Raw genomic sequence first — 14865 nt, forward strand, 5'->3', positions numbered from 1 at the left:
GGCTCTGACCTGGCCCGGCCGGGAATGCATCGGGGTCACGGCGTGTCAAGGTTGGAGTGAACGCACCACGGCAAGCGCCGTTCCTCGGAGAGACCACGTGGGCGCGGCGGTTCGAGACGCCCCTGCGCGAGTTTCTGCGCACTGAGACCGGCAGCGCCGCCGTCCTGCTGGCCGCCACGCTGGCGGCGCTCGCCTGGGCGAACGCCCATCTGCCTTCCTACGAGGCGCTGTGGGGGACGACGCTGTCGGTGCGTCTCGGCGATCTCGGGATCTCCCAGGACCTTCGGCACTGGGTCAACAACGGGCTGATGACGCTGTTCTTCCTCGTCGTCGGGCTGGAGGCGCGGCGCGAGTTCGACATGGGCGAGCTGCGCGACCGGCGGCGGCTCCTGCTGCCGGTCGCGGCCGGCCTGGGCGGCATGCTCGTGCCCATCGGCGCCTATCTGCTCGTCAACGCGGGCGAGCCCTTGGCGCACGGCTGGGGCGCGGCGATGTCGACGGACACGGCGTTCGCCATGGGCATGCTGGCCCTGGTCGCCTCGCGCTTCCCCGCCCGCGCGCGGACCTACATCCTGACCGTCACCGTCGTCGACGACCTGGTCGCCCTCTGCGTCATAGCGATCTTCTACAGCGAGCACGTCCGGGTGCCGGCGCTGATGGCGGCGATCGCGATCTTCGCGGTGATGCTGCTGGTCAAGTACGTCATCGGCGTGCGCAAGGGCCTGGTGGTGGCGGTCTTCGGCGTGGCGGCCTGGGCGGCGCTGCAGGCGTCGGGGGTCGAGCCGGTGGTCATCGGCCTCGCCATGGGGCTGCTCACCTACGCCTCCCCGGCGACGCGCGGCGACCTGGAGCGCGCGAGCGACCTGTTCCGGCTGTTCCGCGAGCAGCCGACCGCCGAGCTGGCACGCTCGGCCAGCGCGGGGGTCGCCAAGGCCGTGTCGCCGAACCACCGGCTCCAGCAGCTGTACCACCCGTGGACCAGCTACGTGATCGTGCCGCTGTTCGCTCTCGCGAACGCCGGCATCCCGATCGACGGCGACTTCGTCGCGCGGGCGCTCACCTCGCCGATCACGCTGGGGATCATGGCGGCCTACATCCTCGGCAAACCGGTCGGCATCGTCGGGGCGACGTGGCTGGTCACCCGGCTGAGCCGGGGGCGGGTGCGTCCCCCGGTCGGCTGGGCGGCGGTCACGGGCGGCGGGACGATCGCCGGCATCGGCTTCACCGTCTCACTGCTGATCGCCACGCTCGCCTTCAGCGGGCCGCGGCTGGAGGAGGCCAAGTTCGGCATCCTGGCCGCGGCGCTGTGCGCGTCCGCCGTGACCTGGATCATCTCCCTGCTGACGTCCCGCCTGCCGTCCAGGGTGCGGGCGCGGGCGCTGCTCGGCACCGCCGAGAGCCTCATCGATCTGGCCTCCCCCGTCGACGACGACCGCGACCACCTGCGCGGCCCGCGCGACGCGCCGGTGACCGTGGTCGAGTACGGCGACTTCGAGTGCCCCTTCTGCGGTCTCGCCGAGCCGGTCGTGCGCGAACTGCTCGCCGGGCACGGCGACGTGCGGTACGTCTGGCGTCACCTGCCGCTGCACGACGTCCACCCCTGGGCGCAGCTCGCCGCCGAGGCCAGCGAGGCGGCCGCCTCCCAGGGGGCTTTCTGGGAGATGCACGACGTGCTCCTCGAGCATCAGGGCGAGCTGCGCCCGCGCCACCTGCTGGGCTACGCCGAGCGCATCGGGCTGGACCTCGCGCGCTTCCGCCGTGACCTCGAGGGGCACGCCGGCGCCGCGCGCATCGCCGAGGACGTCGACTCGGCCGACCTCAGCGGCGTGTCCGGCACCCCGACGTTCTTCGTCAACGGGCGGCGGCACCACGGCGCGTACGACATCACGACCCTGAGCGCCGCCGTCCGCGCGGCCCGGGCCCGGACGGCCCTGACATCGTGACCGGCTCCCGGACGGACCTGACATCGTGACCGGCCCCGGTCACCGCGCCTCCCGTGACCCGCGCCCCGTTCCGGGCCGGGCGAGCCACCGCGCGGGAGAGGCGCACCAGCGACCGCGCGGGCGATTTGCGCGGAAGTGACAAGCGGCGGGCGCGGCACCTGGCGCTACGTGCGTAGAAACGCGCACGCGCCGCGGATATAACCGGTATCCGTCCTTTTCCGCGTCAGCTGCCCGGCCTGGCTCCCCTCCCATGCCCGGCCGCTCGCGGCGGCATCCCTCCGCCGCGAGTCCAATGACGCCACCCCTCCGAGGTGACGGGAAGGCGCCGGTTCCGCATCGAGCGGGACCGGCGCCCTCCGTCGCCCGTCCGCGGTCCGAGACCCGGCGGCGCGAGCGCCGATCATGACGCCGCCGGGTGAGGCATGCTGAACTTAGCGCTGGGCACCAGAAGTGGTGTCCTCCACTTGAGCGAAGCGGGAATCTTATGACCCGAATTGCCGCCGTCCGCGGTGCCCTCCCTGCCAACCGCTACCCCCAAGCAGAGATCACGGACACCTTCGCCCGCATTTGCCTGCCCCCAGGCGCGGACCGGCGGCTGCTCGACCGGCTGCACGGCTCCGCCCGCGTCGGTCACCGCAACCTCGTCCTGCCCCTCGACCAGTACGCCAAGCTCGACGGGTTCGGGATGGCCAACGAGATCTTCATCGAGGCGGCCGTCGACCTGGGCGCCGAGGCGGTGGGAGCCGCGCTGGACGCCGCGGGCCTGACCCCGGCGGACGTGGACATGATCATGTTCACGTCGGTGACCGGCATCGCCGCTCCCTCGGTGGACGCCCGGCTGGCCGGGCGGCTGGGCCTGCGCCCCGACGTCAAACGGCTGCCCATCTTCGGCCTGGGCTGCGTCGCCGGGGCGGCGGGCATCGCCCGGCTGCACGACTACCTGCGCGGATGGCCTGAGCACGTGGCCGTGCTGCTCTCGGTCGAGCTGTGCTCGCTCACGCTCCAGCGCGGCGACTCCACACCGGTCAACCTGGTCGCCAGCGGCCTGTTCGGGGACGGCGCCGCCGCCGTGGTCGCCTGCGGCGCCGGCCGTGACGCGCCCTCCTCTCCCGCCGCGGCGGGCTCCGTCGCGGCCGGCGGCCTCGCCTGGCCCGGCGCCGTCCCGCCCGCCGGCCCCGCCGGCCCCGCCGGACCCGGCGAGGGCTCCGCCTCCGCCTTCGCCGGAGCCCGTCCCGGGCCCACGGTCGTCGCGACCCGCGGCCACCTGTACCCCGACTCCGAGGGTGTGATGGGGTGGGACGTCTCCGACAGCGGGTTCCGGGTCGTCCTGGACACCAGCGTCCCCGAGGTGGTGCGCACCTACCTGGCGGACGACGTGCACGGCTTCCTCGCCGACCACGGTCTCACGACGCGGGACGTGACGGCCTGGGTCTGCCATCCGGGCGGCCCCAAGGTGCTGCACGCCGTCGCCGAGACGCTCGACCTGCCCGACGGCGCCCTCGACCTGACCTGGCGCTCCCTCGCGGACGTCGGCAACCTGTCTTCCTCCTCGGTGCTGCACGTGCTGCGCGACACCCTCGCCCTGCGCCCGCCGCCACCGGGCACCCCCGGGCTGATGATCGCGATGGGCCCGGGCTTCTGCTCCGAGCTCGTCCTGCTGCGCTGGTAGGCGGGGTGCGCTCCGCTCTCCCTCCGCCCGCCGGGCCCGTCCCGCTTTCGCGCGAGTCATCGGCCTTGACACCTCTCGCCGCGGCGGCCGTGCCCGTATCGTTTCCAGGCATGTCGTCCTGGTACCTGCTGCTGGTCCTGCTCGTCGGCGTGGAGCGGCTCGCCGAACTGGTGGTCGCCCGGCGCAACGCCCGCTGGAGCCTCGCCCGCGGCGGGCGCGTCTTCGGGCGCGGCCACTATCCCTGGATGGTCGCCCTGCACACCGGCCTGCTCGCCGGCTGCCTGCTGGAGGTCGCCCTGGCGCACCGGCCGTTCGTGCCCGCCCTCGGCTGGCCGATGCTCGTCCTGGTCCTCGCCGCCCAGGGCCTGCGATGGTGGTGCATCACCGCGCTCGGGCCGCGGTGGAACACCGAGGTCCTCGTCGTGCCGGGGCTGCCGCTGGTCACCCGGGGGCCCTACAGGCTGCGATGGCTGCGCCACCCCAACTACGTGGCGGTGGCCGTCGAGGGCGCGGCGCTGCCGCTGGTCCACGGCGCGTGGGTGACGGCCGCGGTCTTCACCGTGCTCAACGCCGCGCTGATGGTCGTGCGCATCCGCACCGAGGAGACCGCGCTGAGCTGGGCGGTCCATCAGCCGGGTGAGCGGGTGTGATCGACGTCCTGGTCGCGGGGGGCGGGCCCACCGGACTGGCCGCCGCCATCAACGCGGCCCTGGCCGGCATGGAGGTCGTGGTGGTCGAGCCGCGGCCCACGCCGGTGGACAAGGCGTGCGGCGAGGGCCTGATGCCCGCCGGCGTGGCCGCGCTGCGGGCCCTCGGCGTGGAGGTGACCGGACGGCCGCTGCGCGGCATCCGCTACCTCGACGCGCGGCGCCAGGCGGAGGCGCCGTTCCGGCACGGTCCGGGCCTCGGCGTGCGCCGCACCGGCCTGCACGCCGCGCTGGCCGAACGGGCCGCCGAGGTGGGGGTCAAGATCGTCCGCGGGCGGGTGGAGGGGGTGCGCCAGCACCCCGGCTGGGTCGAGGCGGCCGGGATGCGCGCCCGCTGGCTGGTCGCCGCCGACGGCCTGCACTCGCCGCTGCGCCGCGCGCTCGGCCTGGAGCTGCCCCCGGGACGGGCACCGCGCCGGTACGGGCTGCGCCGCCACTTCAACGTCGCCCCGTGGACGGACTTCGTCGAGGTGCACTGGGCGGCGCGCGGCGAGGCGTACGTGACGCCGGTGGCGGACGACCTGGTCGGAGTCGCGGTGCTCAGCCGCGAGCGGCGCGGCTACGACGAGCACCTCGCCGAGTTCCCGGCCCTGCTGGACCGCCTGCGGGGCCCGTCGGCGACCTCGGTGCGCGGCGGGGGCCCGCTGCGGCAGCGCGCCCGCGCCCGCGTGGCCGGGCGGGTGCTTCTGGCCGGGGACGCCGCCGGCTACGTGGACGCGCTCACCGGCGAGGGCGTCTCGCTGGGCCTGCTGTCCGCGCGCGCCCTGATCGGCTGCCTGCGTGCCGGGCGGCCGGAGGCCTACGAGGGGGCGTGGCGGCGGCTGTCGCTGCGCCACCGGCTGCTGACGGGCGCGCTGCTGGCCGCCCGGCGGCATCCGCTGCCCGCCGGGCTGATCGTCCCCGCCGCCCACCGCCTGCCCGCCGTCTTCACCGCCGCCGTCAACGCCCTGGCATGACTCCGCCGTCCCCGGCCCGGGGCTCCGGACGACCCGGTTCCGGACGCCCGGTCCCGGACGGGACCGGAGCCCAGGACGGCTTCGAGCCCAGGACGGCACCGGTCCGGGCGGTCCGGTGAGACGGGGCGTGGGTCCGGGGCGGCGGGCCGACGGCGAACGGCGGTGGGTCCCGGGGGGGCGGGTCAGCGCGATTCGAAGCGTTCGCGGCGGACGGTGACCTTCTTGCCCTTGATGGTGGTCTGGCGCAGAGAGGCGATCACGTCGTTCACCGCGTTGTCGGGCACCTCGACCAGGGAGAAGCGGTCGGCGATCTCGATGGCGCCGATGTCACGGCCGCTGAGACGCGACTCGTTGGCGATCGCCCCGACCAAGTCCTGCGGCCGGACGCCTCCGGCGCGGCCGGCGCCGATGAAGACGCGGGTCATGCCGGTGGAGGGACCGCGGCCGCGCCGCTCGTCGCGCCCGGCCGGCTCGCGACGGGCGCGTCCGTCGCGCTCGGGCCGCAGCGGCACCTCCGGGATCTCCTCCTCGTCGGCGGCCGCGCCGCTGGCCTCGTGGGCGAGCTTGACCGCGGCCATGGCGATCTCCACCAGGTCGAACTCGTCGGTGAGCGTCTCGACGACGACCCGGAACTGCTCCAGGTCGTCCTCCAGCATGCTCTCCTCCAGGGCCGAGCGGGTCAGCTCGAGCCTGCGGGCCCGCAGGTCGGCGACCGTCGGGACCTTCTCGACCGTGATGCGGGACTTGGTGACCCGCTCGATGGTCTTGAGCATGCGGTGCTCGCGCGGCTCGGCGAGCGTGATCGCCACGCCCTCGCGTCCGGCGCGGCCCACCCGGCCGATGCGGTGGACGTAGGACTCGGGGGCGGAGGGGACGTTGTAGTTGACGACGTGGGTGAGCTGCTCGATGTCCAGGCCGCGGGCGGCGACGTCGGTGGCGACCAGCAGGTCGGCCGTGCCGGCGCGCAGCCGCGCCATCACGCGGTCGCGCTGTTCCTGGCCCATTCCGCCGTGGAGCGCCTCGGCGCGGTAGCCGCGCCCGTTCATGGTCTCGGTGAGCTGGTCGACCTCCTCGCGGGTGCGGCAGAACACGATCGCCGCCTCGGGGGCCTCGACGTCCAGCACGCGCCCGAGCGCCGTGGGCTTGTGGGCGCGCGGCACGACGTAGGCGCTCTGCCGGACGCGCGGGGACTCGCCGGGGGCGGCGGTCTCGCGCTCGATCTGGATGCGCACCGGGTCGGTGAGGTGCTGGCGGGCTATGGAGTTGATGCGCGGCGGCATCGTGGCCGAGAACAGGACGGTCTGCCGCTCCGCGGGGGTCTCCTGCAGGATCGCCTCGATGTCGTCGGCGAAGCCCATGTCGAGCATCTCGTCGGCCTCGTCCAGCACGACGATCTGCAGCGCCTCCAGGCGCAGGGTCTTGCGGCCGATGTGGTCGAGCGCGCGGCCGGGGGTCGCCACGACGACGTCCACGCCGCGCTGGAGCTCGCGCAGCTGGCGTCCGATGGGCTGGCCGCCGTAGATGGGCAGCACGCGGGCGCCGAGGTCGCGGCCGTAGCGGTGCACGGCCTCGGAGACCTGGACGGCCAGCTCGCGCGTGGGCACCAGGACGAGCGCCAGCGGGTCGCCGCTGCCTCCGCCCGCGGGCATCCGCTGCAGGATCGGCAGGGCGAAGGCGGCCGTCTTGCCGGTGCCGGTGGCGGCCTGGCCGAGCAGGTCGCGCCCCTCGATCAGCGGCCCGATCGCCTCGCGCTGGATCGGCGTGGGCTCCTCGTAGCCGAGGCCGGACAGCGCGCGCAACAGCTCAGGGCGCAGTCCGAGGTCGGCGAAGCCTGCCGCTTCTTCGACGCTGGAGGTCATGATCGGGCTCCTCGTTCTGACGGTCGCGCGTGTCACGCCGTCGACACCATGGTTCCACTGTCGTGGCACGCTTCCCGCAGGCCGGGGTCCCACACCGGCGCGTTCGTCCACCCCTGCGTGCCGCCCCGCGGCGCATCGGGAGCCCGCCCGGCGTTCCGGACAGGCTCCGCGCACTCACGGAAAGGGAAAGTTTACTTCAGCCGCGGACCATCGCCCGCAGCGCGCGCGTTTCCGGGCATGATCGGGGCCCTGGGCGCCAGCCGGGCGCCCGTCGGACGCCGTTCACCTGACGCCGCCGGCCGCGGCGTGCGGCGCGTCCGCCACCGGACCCCCGCGAGAGCGGTCTTCCCGTATCGCGGCCGGCCTGGCCCGTGATCACCGGGCGTCCACTGTTCGGTCGCCGTTCACCTGGGCTCACCGAACAGGCAGTACTCCACATCTAGCCTGACTCGGCCTCTTATCCCCCAGCTGAGGACAGTCATGGCTATTTCCCTCGCCAAGGCGAGTACCCCCCGAAAGCTTCTCTCCGCCGTCTCCGCCCTCGGCGCCGCAGCCGCGATCGCCCTGTGGGGCGGCGCCGGGACGAGCACGGCCGCGGCCGTGCCGACGCCGGACCACGTGGTCGTCGTGGTGCTGGAGAACCACGCCTACTCCCAGGTCATCGGCAGCTCCAGCGCCCCCTACATCAACTCGCTGGCGAGCGGCGGCGCGAACCTCACCCAGTTCTACGGCGAGACCCACCCGAGCCAGCCGAACTACTACGCCATGTTCTCCGGCGCCACCCAGGGCATCACCGGCGACGCCTGCGTCACCGTCGGCTTCAGCTCCGCCGCCAACCTCGGCTCGGAGCTGATCGCGGCCGGGAAGACCTGGGGCAGCTACAACGAGGGGCTGCCCTCGCAGGGCTCCACGGCCTGCACCAGCAGCGCCGGCAAGTACGCGCAGAAGCACAACCCCTGGTTCGGCTTCAAGAACGTGCCCACCTCGACGGCCTACACGATGGGGCAGTTCCCGACCGACTTCACCAGACTCCCGAAGATCTCCTTCGTGGTGCCGAACCTCTGCAACGACATGCACGACTGCTCGGTCTCGACCGGCGACACCTGGCTCAAGAGCAAGCTCGGCGCGTACGCGACCTGGGCGAAGAGCCACAACAGCCTGCTCATCGTGACCTTCGACGAGGACAACCGCCTGGCCGGCAACCGCATCGCCACCGTCGTCCACGGCCAGCACGTCATCGCGGGCAGCAAGCCGTCGGCCACCTACAACCACTACAACCTGCTCCGGACGCTCGAGGACCTGGCGGGGCTGACCACGCACGCCGGCAACGCGGCGTCGGCCTCCGCCATCACCGGAATCTGGAGCTGAGCTTGTACCTGGCCGAACGCGGCCCGGCGCGGGCCGCCGCGTCCGAGGGCCCGCCCCCGGACGCGGCGGTCCGGCCCGGCCGGACCGCCATGGCCGTCCCGGCGACGGTCCTGGCGCTCGGGACCGTCAGCCTCATCACCGACGTCTCCTCCGAGATGGTCGCCGCCGTGCTGCCGCTTTACCTGGTGGCCGGTCTGGGGCTCAGCCCGCTCGGGTTCGGGCTGCTCGACGGCGTCTACAACGGCGTCAGCGGGCTGGTGCGCCTGTTCGGCGGCCACCTCGCCGACAGAGGCGGCCGCCACAAGTCCGTCGCCCTGGCCGGGTACGGCCTGTCGGCGCTGTGCAAGCCGCTGCTGCTGTTCGCGCACACGCTGCCCGCGATCGGGGCGGTGCTGGCGCTGGACCGGGCCGGCAAGGGGTTGCGCACCGCTCCCCGGGACGCGCTGATCTCGCTGGCCACGCTTCCGCGAAACCGGGGACGCGCCTTCGGGGTGCACCGGGCCATGGACACCGGTGGGGCGCTCCTCGGTCCGCCGGCCGCGTTCCTGGTGCTGGGCGTGGCCGCGGAGGGGTACGACGCCGTCTTCACCGTCAGTTTCTGCGTCGCGGCGCTGGGCGTGCTGGTCCTGCTGCTCTTCGTCCCGGCGCGCGCCGCCGCCCCCGGCCCCGCGGCAGCGGGCGCAGGTCCATCGGCCCCGGGCGCCCGTCCCGCGGCCGGGGGCTCCGACGCCGGCGAGGCAGGCGAGGGGGACGCCACGGACGCCATGGGCGCCATGGGCGGAGCGGCGAATGCCACCGAGGACTCGCGGGACCCTGCCGGGACGCCGGCCGGGGAGGCGGGGGGTGCGCCGCCGGTCACGGTCCGGTCGGCGGTGGCGCTGCTGGCGCGTCCCGAGGTCCGCCGCCTGGCCATCTGCGCGGCGCTGCTCGGCCTGACCACCGTCAGCGACGCCTTCGTGTACCTGATGCTGCGGCACCGGCTCGGGATCGCCGAGCAGTGGTTCCCGCTGCTGCCGCTCGGCACGGCCTTCGCCTTCCTGGTGCTGGCCGTGCCGCTCGGCCTGCTGGCCGACCGTGCGGGCCGGCGGCGGATGTTCCTCGCCGGGCACCTGGCCCTGCTCGGGGCATACGGGCTGCTGCTCGCGGCCCCGGCCGGCGCGGCCGTGGCGTTCGCCGTGCTCGGCCTGCACGGGATGTTCTACGCGGCCACCGACGGCGTGCTCGCCGCCGCGGCGGCCGGCGCCGTGCCCGCCTCGCTGCGGGCGAGCGGGCTCGCGCTGATCGGCACCGGCCAGGCGCTGGCCCGGTTCTGCTGCTCGATCGCCGTCGGCGCGGCCTGGGTCGCGCTCGGCGACCGGGCGGTACTGGAGATCGCCATGGCGGGGCTCGCGGCGTGCGGCTGCTGGGCCGCGTACGCGCTTCGCGGGCGGGAGCTCCGATGACGCGGCGGGCCCGCCTGGTGACGCTGCTGGCCGGGGTCGTCCTGCTCTGCTCGGTCGCCTTCGCCTCGGTGCTGCACGCGGCGGGGCGGGCGGGCGAGCGGGACCGGGCACGGTCCGGCGGCCCGTCCGTCGCCGCCGGCGCCGTACGCCTGGACGCGCCGGGGACGATGGTCTTCCGCAACATGGCGTGGGGGCCGCACCGCGACGAGCTGGTCTCGGTCGCGGCCGGCGACCCCGGCGGGCCGCGCGCGGCGGCGCCGCCGCGCTGCCTGCGGTTCCACGCCGCGGCCGGCGTCGGCGTGTGCCTGCGCAAGGTCGACGGCGCGCTCGGGGAGAGCTACTTCGCCTCGATTCTGGACGCCCGCCTGCGGGCGCTGCGCGACTACCCGCTCGCGGGCGTCCCGTCCCGGACGCGGGTCGCGCCGTCCGGGCACCTGGCCGCGTGGACGGTGTTCGCGGGCGGTGACTCCTACGCGGGCGGGGACTTCTCCACCCGTACCTCGATCGTCGACACGCGGACCGGGGCGCTGACCGCGAGCCTGGAGGGCTACGCGATCGTCAAGGACGGGCGCCGCTATCACTCCGCCGACGTGAACCTCTGGGGCGTCACCTTCGCCGACGACCGGCGCTTCTACGCGACCCTGGCCACCAAGGGCCGCACCTACCTGGTGCGCGGGGACATCGCCGCCCGCACGGTGACCACCGTGCGGGCCAACGTCGAGTGCCCCTCGCTGTCGCCCGACGGCACCCGCCTGGTCTTCAAGAAGCGCGTGGCGGGCCTGAGCCCCGACGAGCCGTGGCGGCTGTACGCGCTGGACCTGGCGAGCATGCGGGAGACCCCGCTGGCCGAGGGGCGCAGCGTGGACGACCAGGTCGTCTGGGCGGACGCGCGCACGGTGGTGTACGGCCTGGCCGGCGACTTCGGCGCCGACCTGTGGTCGGTCCCGGCGGACGGGTCCGGCGCGCCCACGCGGGTGGCCGGCGCCGCGCTCAACCCCGCCTACATCGGCTGAGGCGGACGTCCACCCGCGGGAACGGGACCATGGCCCTCGTGAGGGAACGGGAGCGCGGCCCGCGGCCCGGCCGTGTAGGGCGCCGGCCGGCGGGCACGGGGGTGGCATGAAGCGGACTCTCATGAAGACCTCGCTGGCGGTCGCGGCGGCGGCCGTGGCCGGGAGCGTGGCGACCGACCCCGGCTCCCCCTGGTACCGGCGGCTGCGCAAGCCCGCCTGGCAGCCGCCTCCGCCCGCCTACGCCGCCGTGTGGACCCCGCTGTACGCGCTGATCGCCTACGCCTCCGCCCGGGCGCTGACCCGCGCCGGCGAAGCGGACCGGCGAGCGCTCGGCCGTGCCCTCGGCGTCAACCTGGCGCTGAACGCGGCCTGGACGCCGATCTTCTTCCGCATGCGCTCCCCCAGGGCGGCGCTGGCCGAACTCGTGGCCCTGAACGTCTCCAACGCCGTCCTCACCCGCCGCGTCCTGCGGGCCGACCGGCCGGCGGGGCTGCTGCTGCTCCCCTACACCGGCTGGACGCTGTTCGCCACGGCGCTCAACGCGGCGATCGTCCGCCGCAATCCGGGCGACGCACGCCGATGACGACCTAGCATGACCGGGATGAAGGCGGATCTGGAGGCGGCGCGCGAGCGCACGGTCGAGGACGTGGTGGGGCCCGGGACGGCCGTGATGTTCTGCGGCATCAATCCGGGCCTGTACTCCGCGGCGACCGGCCGCCATTTCGCCCGTCCGGGCAACAGGTTCTGGCCGGCCCTGCACCTGTCGGGGTTCACTCCCCGCCTGCTGCGTCCGAGCGAGCAGCACCTGCTGCCCTCCTACGGGCTCGGCGTCACCAATCTCGTGCCGCGCGCGACCGCGAAGGCGGCGGAGCTGTCGGCCGAGGAGCTGCGCCTGGCCCCGGCCCGGCTCACCCGCCTGGCGTGCGAGGCGGGCCTTGAGGTCCTCGCCGTCGTCGGCGTCTCGGCCTACCGCGTGGCCTTCGGCAGGCCGAAGGCGGCCGTCGGCCCGTCCGACGACATGATCGGCCCCGCGCGCCTGTGGATCCTGCCCAACCCCAGCGGCCTCAACGCCCATTACACCCTGCCCGCCCTCGCCGCCGAGTTCCGCCGGCTGCGCGAGACCACCACGCTGCCCGAGACCGCCCCGCCGTCCTGAACCGCCGGCGCGGGCGCGCACCCCCCGGGGGAGCGCCGGTTCACCGGCGGGCGCGCGTCACCGGGGCGGGCCGGCCGCCGGTCACCGGTGGACGGCCCGCATGCTGTCGGCCGGGTAACGCGCGCCGGAGGCCACGCCGGGCGGGGCGACGGCGTCGATGGCGGCCAGGTCGTCGGGGGTGAGGGTGATCTCGACGGCGGCCGCGTTGGCCTCCAGGTACGCCCGGCGCTTGGTGCCGGGGATCGTCACGATGTCGGAGCCCTGCGCCAGCACCCAGGCCAGGGCGAGCTGGGAGGAGGTGACGCCCTTGGCGTCGGCCAGCACCCTGATGCGGTCGACCACCGCGAGATTCCTGGCGAAGTTCTCCCGCTGGAAGCGCGGGTGGGCGATCCTGCGGTCGTCGTCCGACAGCTCCTCGGCGCTGCGGATGGTGCCGGTGAGGAACCCCCGGCCGAGCGGGCTGTAGGCGACGAAGCCGATGCCGAGCTCGCGGGTGGTGGACAGCACCCCGTTCTGCTCGACGTCCCTGGTGAACAGGGAGTACTCGGTCTGCAGCGCGGTGAGCGGGTGGACGGCGTGCGCGCGGCGGATGGTCGCCGGGGCGGCCTCGGAGATGCCGAGGTAGCGGACCTTGCCCTCGGCGACGAGCTCGGAGAGCGCGCCGAAGGTCTCCTCCACCGGGACCTGCGGGTCGACCCGATGCTGGTAGTACAGGTCGACGTGGTCGACGCCGAGGCGTGCCAGCGAGCCGTCCAGCGCCTGGCGCAGGTAGGCGGGACGCCCGTTGACGCGGCCGGTGAGCCGTCCGTCCGCCACCTCGTTGCCGAACTTGGTGGCGAGGACGGCCTCTTCGCGGCGGCCGGCGATCGCGCGGCCGAGGAGGCTCTCGTTGCCCCACGACCCGTACATGTCGGCGGTGTCGAGGAAGGTGATGCCGAGGTCGAGCGCGCGGTGGATGGTGGCGATCGCCTCCTTCTCGTCCGCGGGGCCGTAGATGGTGCTCATTCCCATGCAGCCGAGCCCCTCGGCGGAGACGCTGAGCCCTTGGCTGCCCAGCCGGCGCTGTCGCATTGCTTGAACTCCCTATTTCGCTATATCCACGGTCCGTCCCTGTGCGGAGGGGTGACGGCCACTTGATCCCTTCTGTAGGATCTTCGCGCCTCGCCGTCCTCAGCGCCATCACCGCTGCGCCGGGCCGCTCAAAGCCCCCTCAAAGCGCCATCAAAACCGGCCTTGCCGACACGCGGCCGGACGGCCGCCGCCGGTGAGGGCGGCGGCCGCGGGCCGGGCGGGCGAAGACTCCGTCAGCAGTACTGCGCCTGTTTGCCGATGATGCGGTAGACGCAGTCGGAGTACTCCAGGAACCTCAGCACGGCCTCCTTGTTGCGGGTGGTCTGGGTCACGATCTGCTCGTCCGGCGGGTAGAAGCCCGGCGAGCTGCCCTTGGGGTACATCTCGAACGTGTAGCTGAAGATCTTGTAGGTGCCCCACAGCCAGTCGTTGATGGTGCCGTCGGTGATGTAGAGGTCGCTGGCCTGCTGGGCGGTGTAGCCGTTGGTCCCCGCCATGTTCCGGCCGAGCGTCGCGAAGGCGTTCTGGTCGTCCGCCGTGAGCCCCGCCGCGGTGTCGTTGTAGGTGTAGCCGTAGGGCCACAGGACCAGTTCGCTGTAGGTGTGGAAGTCGATGTTGCTCTTGATCTGCTGCGTGCCGCCGACCACCCGGCCGCGCACCCAGTTGGCCAGGGCGCGCACCTCGGGCGCCGACTCGGCCGACGCGCCCCGGTAGGTCTCGCTGGACGCCGACCCGGAGGAGCCTCCGCAGCACCCCCACCGGTAGGCCCAGTTGCGGTTGAGGTCGGTGCCGACGGAGGAGGACCCGGAGTTGGGCTGCCGGTTCTTGCGCCAGGAGCGGTAGGAGCCTGAGGCGATGTCGTACTCGCCGCCGTCGGGGTTGAGGTCGGGCAGGATCCAGATCTCGCGGGAGTTCACCAGGCCGGCGATCCGGCTGTCGGAGCCGTAGCTCCCGGTGAGCAGGTTGAGCAGGTAGAGCGCCATCTCGACGGTCAGGTGCTCGCGGGCGTGCTGGTGGGCGGTGAACAGCACCTCCGGCTCGCCCTCGTCGGTGGCGACATTGTCACTGATCTTGATGGCGATCAGGTCGCGGCCGCCGTAGGAGGTGCCGTAGCTGTACTTCCTGGCGATGGAGGGGTAGCTCGCGACCACCTGGTTCACCGTGGCGGTCATCTCGGCGTAGTTGTGGTAGCCCGAATCGGCCGAGGGGAAGTCCTGCGGCCGCGGCACGACGGGCGATAACGGGCGCGGGAGCCGCGTGACCGCGTAGCCGAGGCCCTTGATCTCGGCGATCTCGGCCTCCGAGGCGGTGACCACGACCGACGCGGCCGCCACCTCGTCGATCGCGGCGCCGGTGGCCGCGATCGCGGTCCGCTGCACGGCCGTGCTCGGTCCCTCGACCCGGTACTGGTGGTTGGGGGGTGGCTCCGCCGAGGCCCCCGCCCCGGTGATCCCGCTGGTGCACAGCAGGGCCAGGATCGCCAACCCCGCGAGCAGAAGACGTCTCACCTGAATCCTCCTTGGGACGCGCGCTCTCGGGTTGTCGCGCGCCTGCACTGAGAGTCAGGTGAATAGTCGAAACTGCAAAGGCCCAAATTTCATGACTTCGTACGGCTAGGGGGTATAGGCCGGATCGGCCAGAAAAGGGGGTGGAAGTGCGGAAGCATGATTAGAGCGCGTCA

Annotated in this window: 12 protein-coding genes; 9 read left to right on the forward strand and 3 right to left on the reverse strand. The window is 73.8% G+C overall.

All coding sequences use genetic code 11. The features are described 5' to 3' along the window. Nucleotides 1–56: 56 nt before the first annotated feature. The 4 genes from nhaA (at nucleotide 57) to ACFO60_RS18000 (ending at nucleotide 5275) form a co-directional block, all read left to right on the forward strand. A complete protein-coding gene (nhaA, locus tag ACFO60_RS17985) occupies nucleotides 57–1943 on the forward strand; it encodes a Na+/H+ antiporter NhaA (RefSeq protein ID WP_380841536.1) in 1887 nt (628 codons plus the stop codon). Nucleotides 1944–2427: 484 nt separating this feature from the next. After that, nucleotides 2428–3612: a type III polyketide synthase gene (locus ACFO60_RS17990; protein WP_380841537.1), complete on the forward strand. Its 1185-nt coding sequence runs from the start codon at nucleotides 2428–2430 to the stop codon at nucleotides 3610–3612. Nucleotides 3613–3722: 110 nt separating this feature from the next. Then, entirely contained in the window at nucleotides 3723–4262 is a 540-nt protein-coding gene (locus tag ACFO60_RS17995; protein WP_380841538.1) for an isoprenylcysteine carboxyl methyltransferase family protein, read from the forward strand. After that, nucleotides 4259–5275 (forward strand): NAD(P)/FAD-dependent oxidoreductase, encoded by a 1017-nt coding sequence (locus ACFO60_RS18000; RefSeq protein ID WP_380841539.1) that lies wholly within the window; start codon nucleotides 4259–4261, stop codon nucleotides 5273–5275. Before ACFO60_RS17995 ends, ACFO60_RS18000 begins: the two co-directional genes overlap by 4 nt. Before the next feature lie 182 nt (nucleotides 5276–5457). On the opposite strand, the gene ACFO60_RS18005 is transcribed toward ACFO60_RS18000, so the two are convergent. Continuing rightward, nucleotides 5458–7134 (reverse strand): DEAD/DEAH box helicase, encoded by a 1677-nt coding sequence (locus ACFO60_RS18005; RefSeq protein WP_380841541.1) that lies wholly within the window; start codon nucleotides 7132–7134, stop codon nucleotides 5458–5460. Between the two features lie 480 nt (nucleotides 7135–7614). Here ACFO60_RS18005 and ACFO60_RS18010 point away from each other — a divergent pair, with 480 nt between their 5' ends. From ACFO60_RS18010 to mug, 5 genes are all read left to right on the forward strand, one after another. Beyond that, nucleotides 7615–8502 carry an alkaline phosphatase family protein gene (locus ACFO60_RS18010; RefSeq protein WP_380841542.1) on the forward strand — a complete coding sequence of 296 codons (888 nt, stop codon included), beginning with the start codon at nucleotides 7615–7617 and terminating at the stop codon, nucleotides 8500–8502. Nucleotides 8503–8504: 2 nt separating this feature from the next. Then, nucleotides 8505–9944: an MFS transporter gene (locus ACFO60_RS18015; protein ID WP_380841544.1), complete on the forward strand. Its 1440-nt coding sequence runs from the start codon at nucleotides 8505–8507 to the stop codon at nucleotides 9942–9944. Then, nucleotides 9941–10957, forward strand: a complete 1017-nt coding sequence (locus tag ACFO60_RS18020) for a TolB family protein (RefSeq protein ID WP_380841546.1) — start codon at nucleotides 9941–9943, stop codon at nucleotides 10955–10957. Before ACFO60_RS18015 ends, ACFO60_RS18020 begins: the two co-directional genes overlap by 4 nt. A 106-nt stretch (nucleotides 10958–11063) precedes the next feature. After that, nucleotides 11064–11540 carry a TspO/MBR family protein gene (locus ACFO60_RS18025; protein ID WP_380841547.1) on the forward strand — a complete coding sequence of 159 codons (477 nt, stop codon included), beginning with the start codon at nucleotides 11064–11066 and terminating at the stop codon, nucleotides 11538–11540. A gap of 9 nt (nucleotides 11541–11549) precedes the next feature. Further along, nucleotides 11550–12113, forward strand: coding sequence for a G/U mismatch-specific DNA glycosylase (gene mug / locus ACFO60_RS18030; protein ID WP_380841548.1), 564 nt, complete (start codon nucleotides 11550–11552; stop codon nucleotides 12111–12113). 81 nt (nucleotides 12114–12194) lie between these two features. Here the strand turns inward: mug and ACFO60_RS18035 are convergent, their stop codons facing one another. Further along, nucleotides 12195–13184 (reverse strand): aldo/keto reductase, encoded by a 990-nt coding sequence (locus tag ACFO60_RS18035; protein WP_380841550.1) that lies wholly within the window; start codon nucleotides 13182–13184, stop codon nucleotides 12195–12197. A 233-nt stretch (nucleotides 13185–13417) separates the two neighbouring features. Beyond that, nucleotides 13418–14692 (reverse strand): M14 family metallopeptidase, encoded by a 1275-nt coding sequence (locus ACFO60_RS18040; RefSeq protein ID WP_380841551.1) that lies wholly within the window; start codon nucleotides 14690–14692, stop codon nucleotides 13418–13420. Between the last annotated feature and the right edge of the window lie 173 nt (nucleotides 14693–14865).

This window comes from Sphaerisporangium dianthi (assembly GCF_042654065.1).
Classification (GTDB): domain Bacteria; phylum Actinomycetota; class Actinomycetes; order Streptosporangiales; family Streptosporangiaceae; genus Sphaerisporangium; species Sphaerisporangium dianthi.

Bases quoted from the DNA above. Each gene is read 5' to 3' on its own strand.
- ACFO60_RS17990 (WP_380841537.1), top strand. From the start codon at position 2,428: ATGACCCGAATTGCCGCCGTCCGCGGTGCCCTCCCTGCCAACCGCTAC.
- ACFO60_RS17995 (WP_380841538.1), top strand. From the start codon at position 3,723: ATGTCGTCCTGGTACCTGCTGCTGGTCCTGCTCGTCGGCGTGGAGCGG.
- ACFO60_RS18005 (WP_380841541.1), bottom strand. From the start codon at position 7,134: ATGACCTCCAGCGTCGAAGAAGCGGCAGGCTTCGCCGACCTCGGACTG.
- ACFO60_RS18010 (WP_380841542.1), top strand. From the start codon at position 7,615: ATGGCTATTTCCCTCGCCAAGGCGAGTACCCCCCGAAAGCTTCTCTCC.
- ACFO60_RS18020 (WP_380841546.1), top strand. From the start codon at position 9,941: ATGACGCGGCGGGCCCGCCTGGTGACGCTGCTGGCCGGGGTCGTCCTG.
- ACFO60_RS18025 (WP_380841547.1), top strand. From the start codon at position 11,064: ATGAAGCGGACTCTCATGAAGACCTCGCTGGCGGTCGCGGCGGCGGCC.
- mug (WP_380841548.1), top strand. From the start codon at position 11,550: ATGACCGGGATGAAGGCGGATCTGGAGGCGGCGCGCGAGCGCACGGTC.
- ACFO60_RS18035 (WP_380841550.1), bottom strand. From the start codon at position 13,184: ATGCGACAGCGCCGGCTGGGCAGCCAAGGGCTCAGCGTCTCCGCCGAG.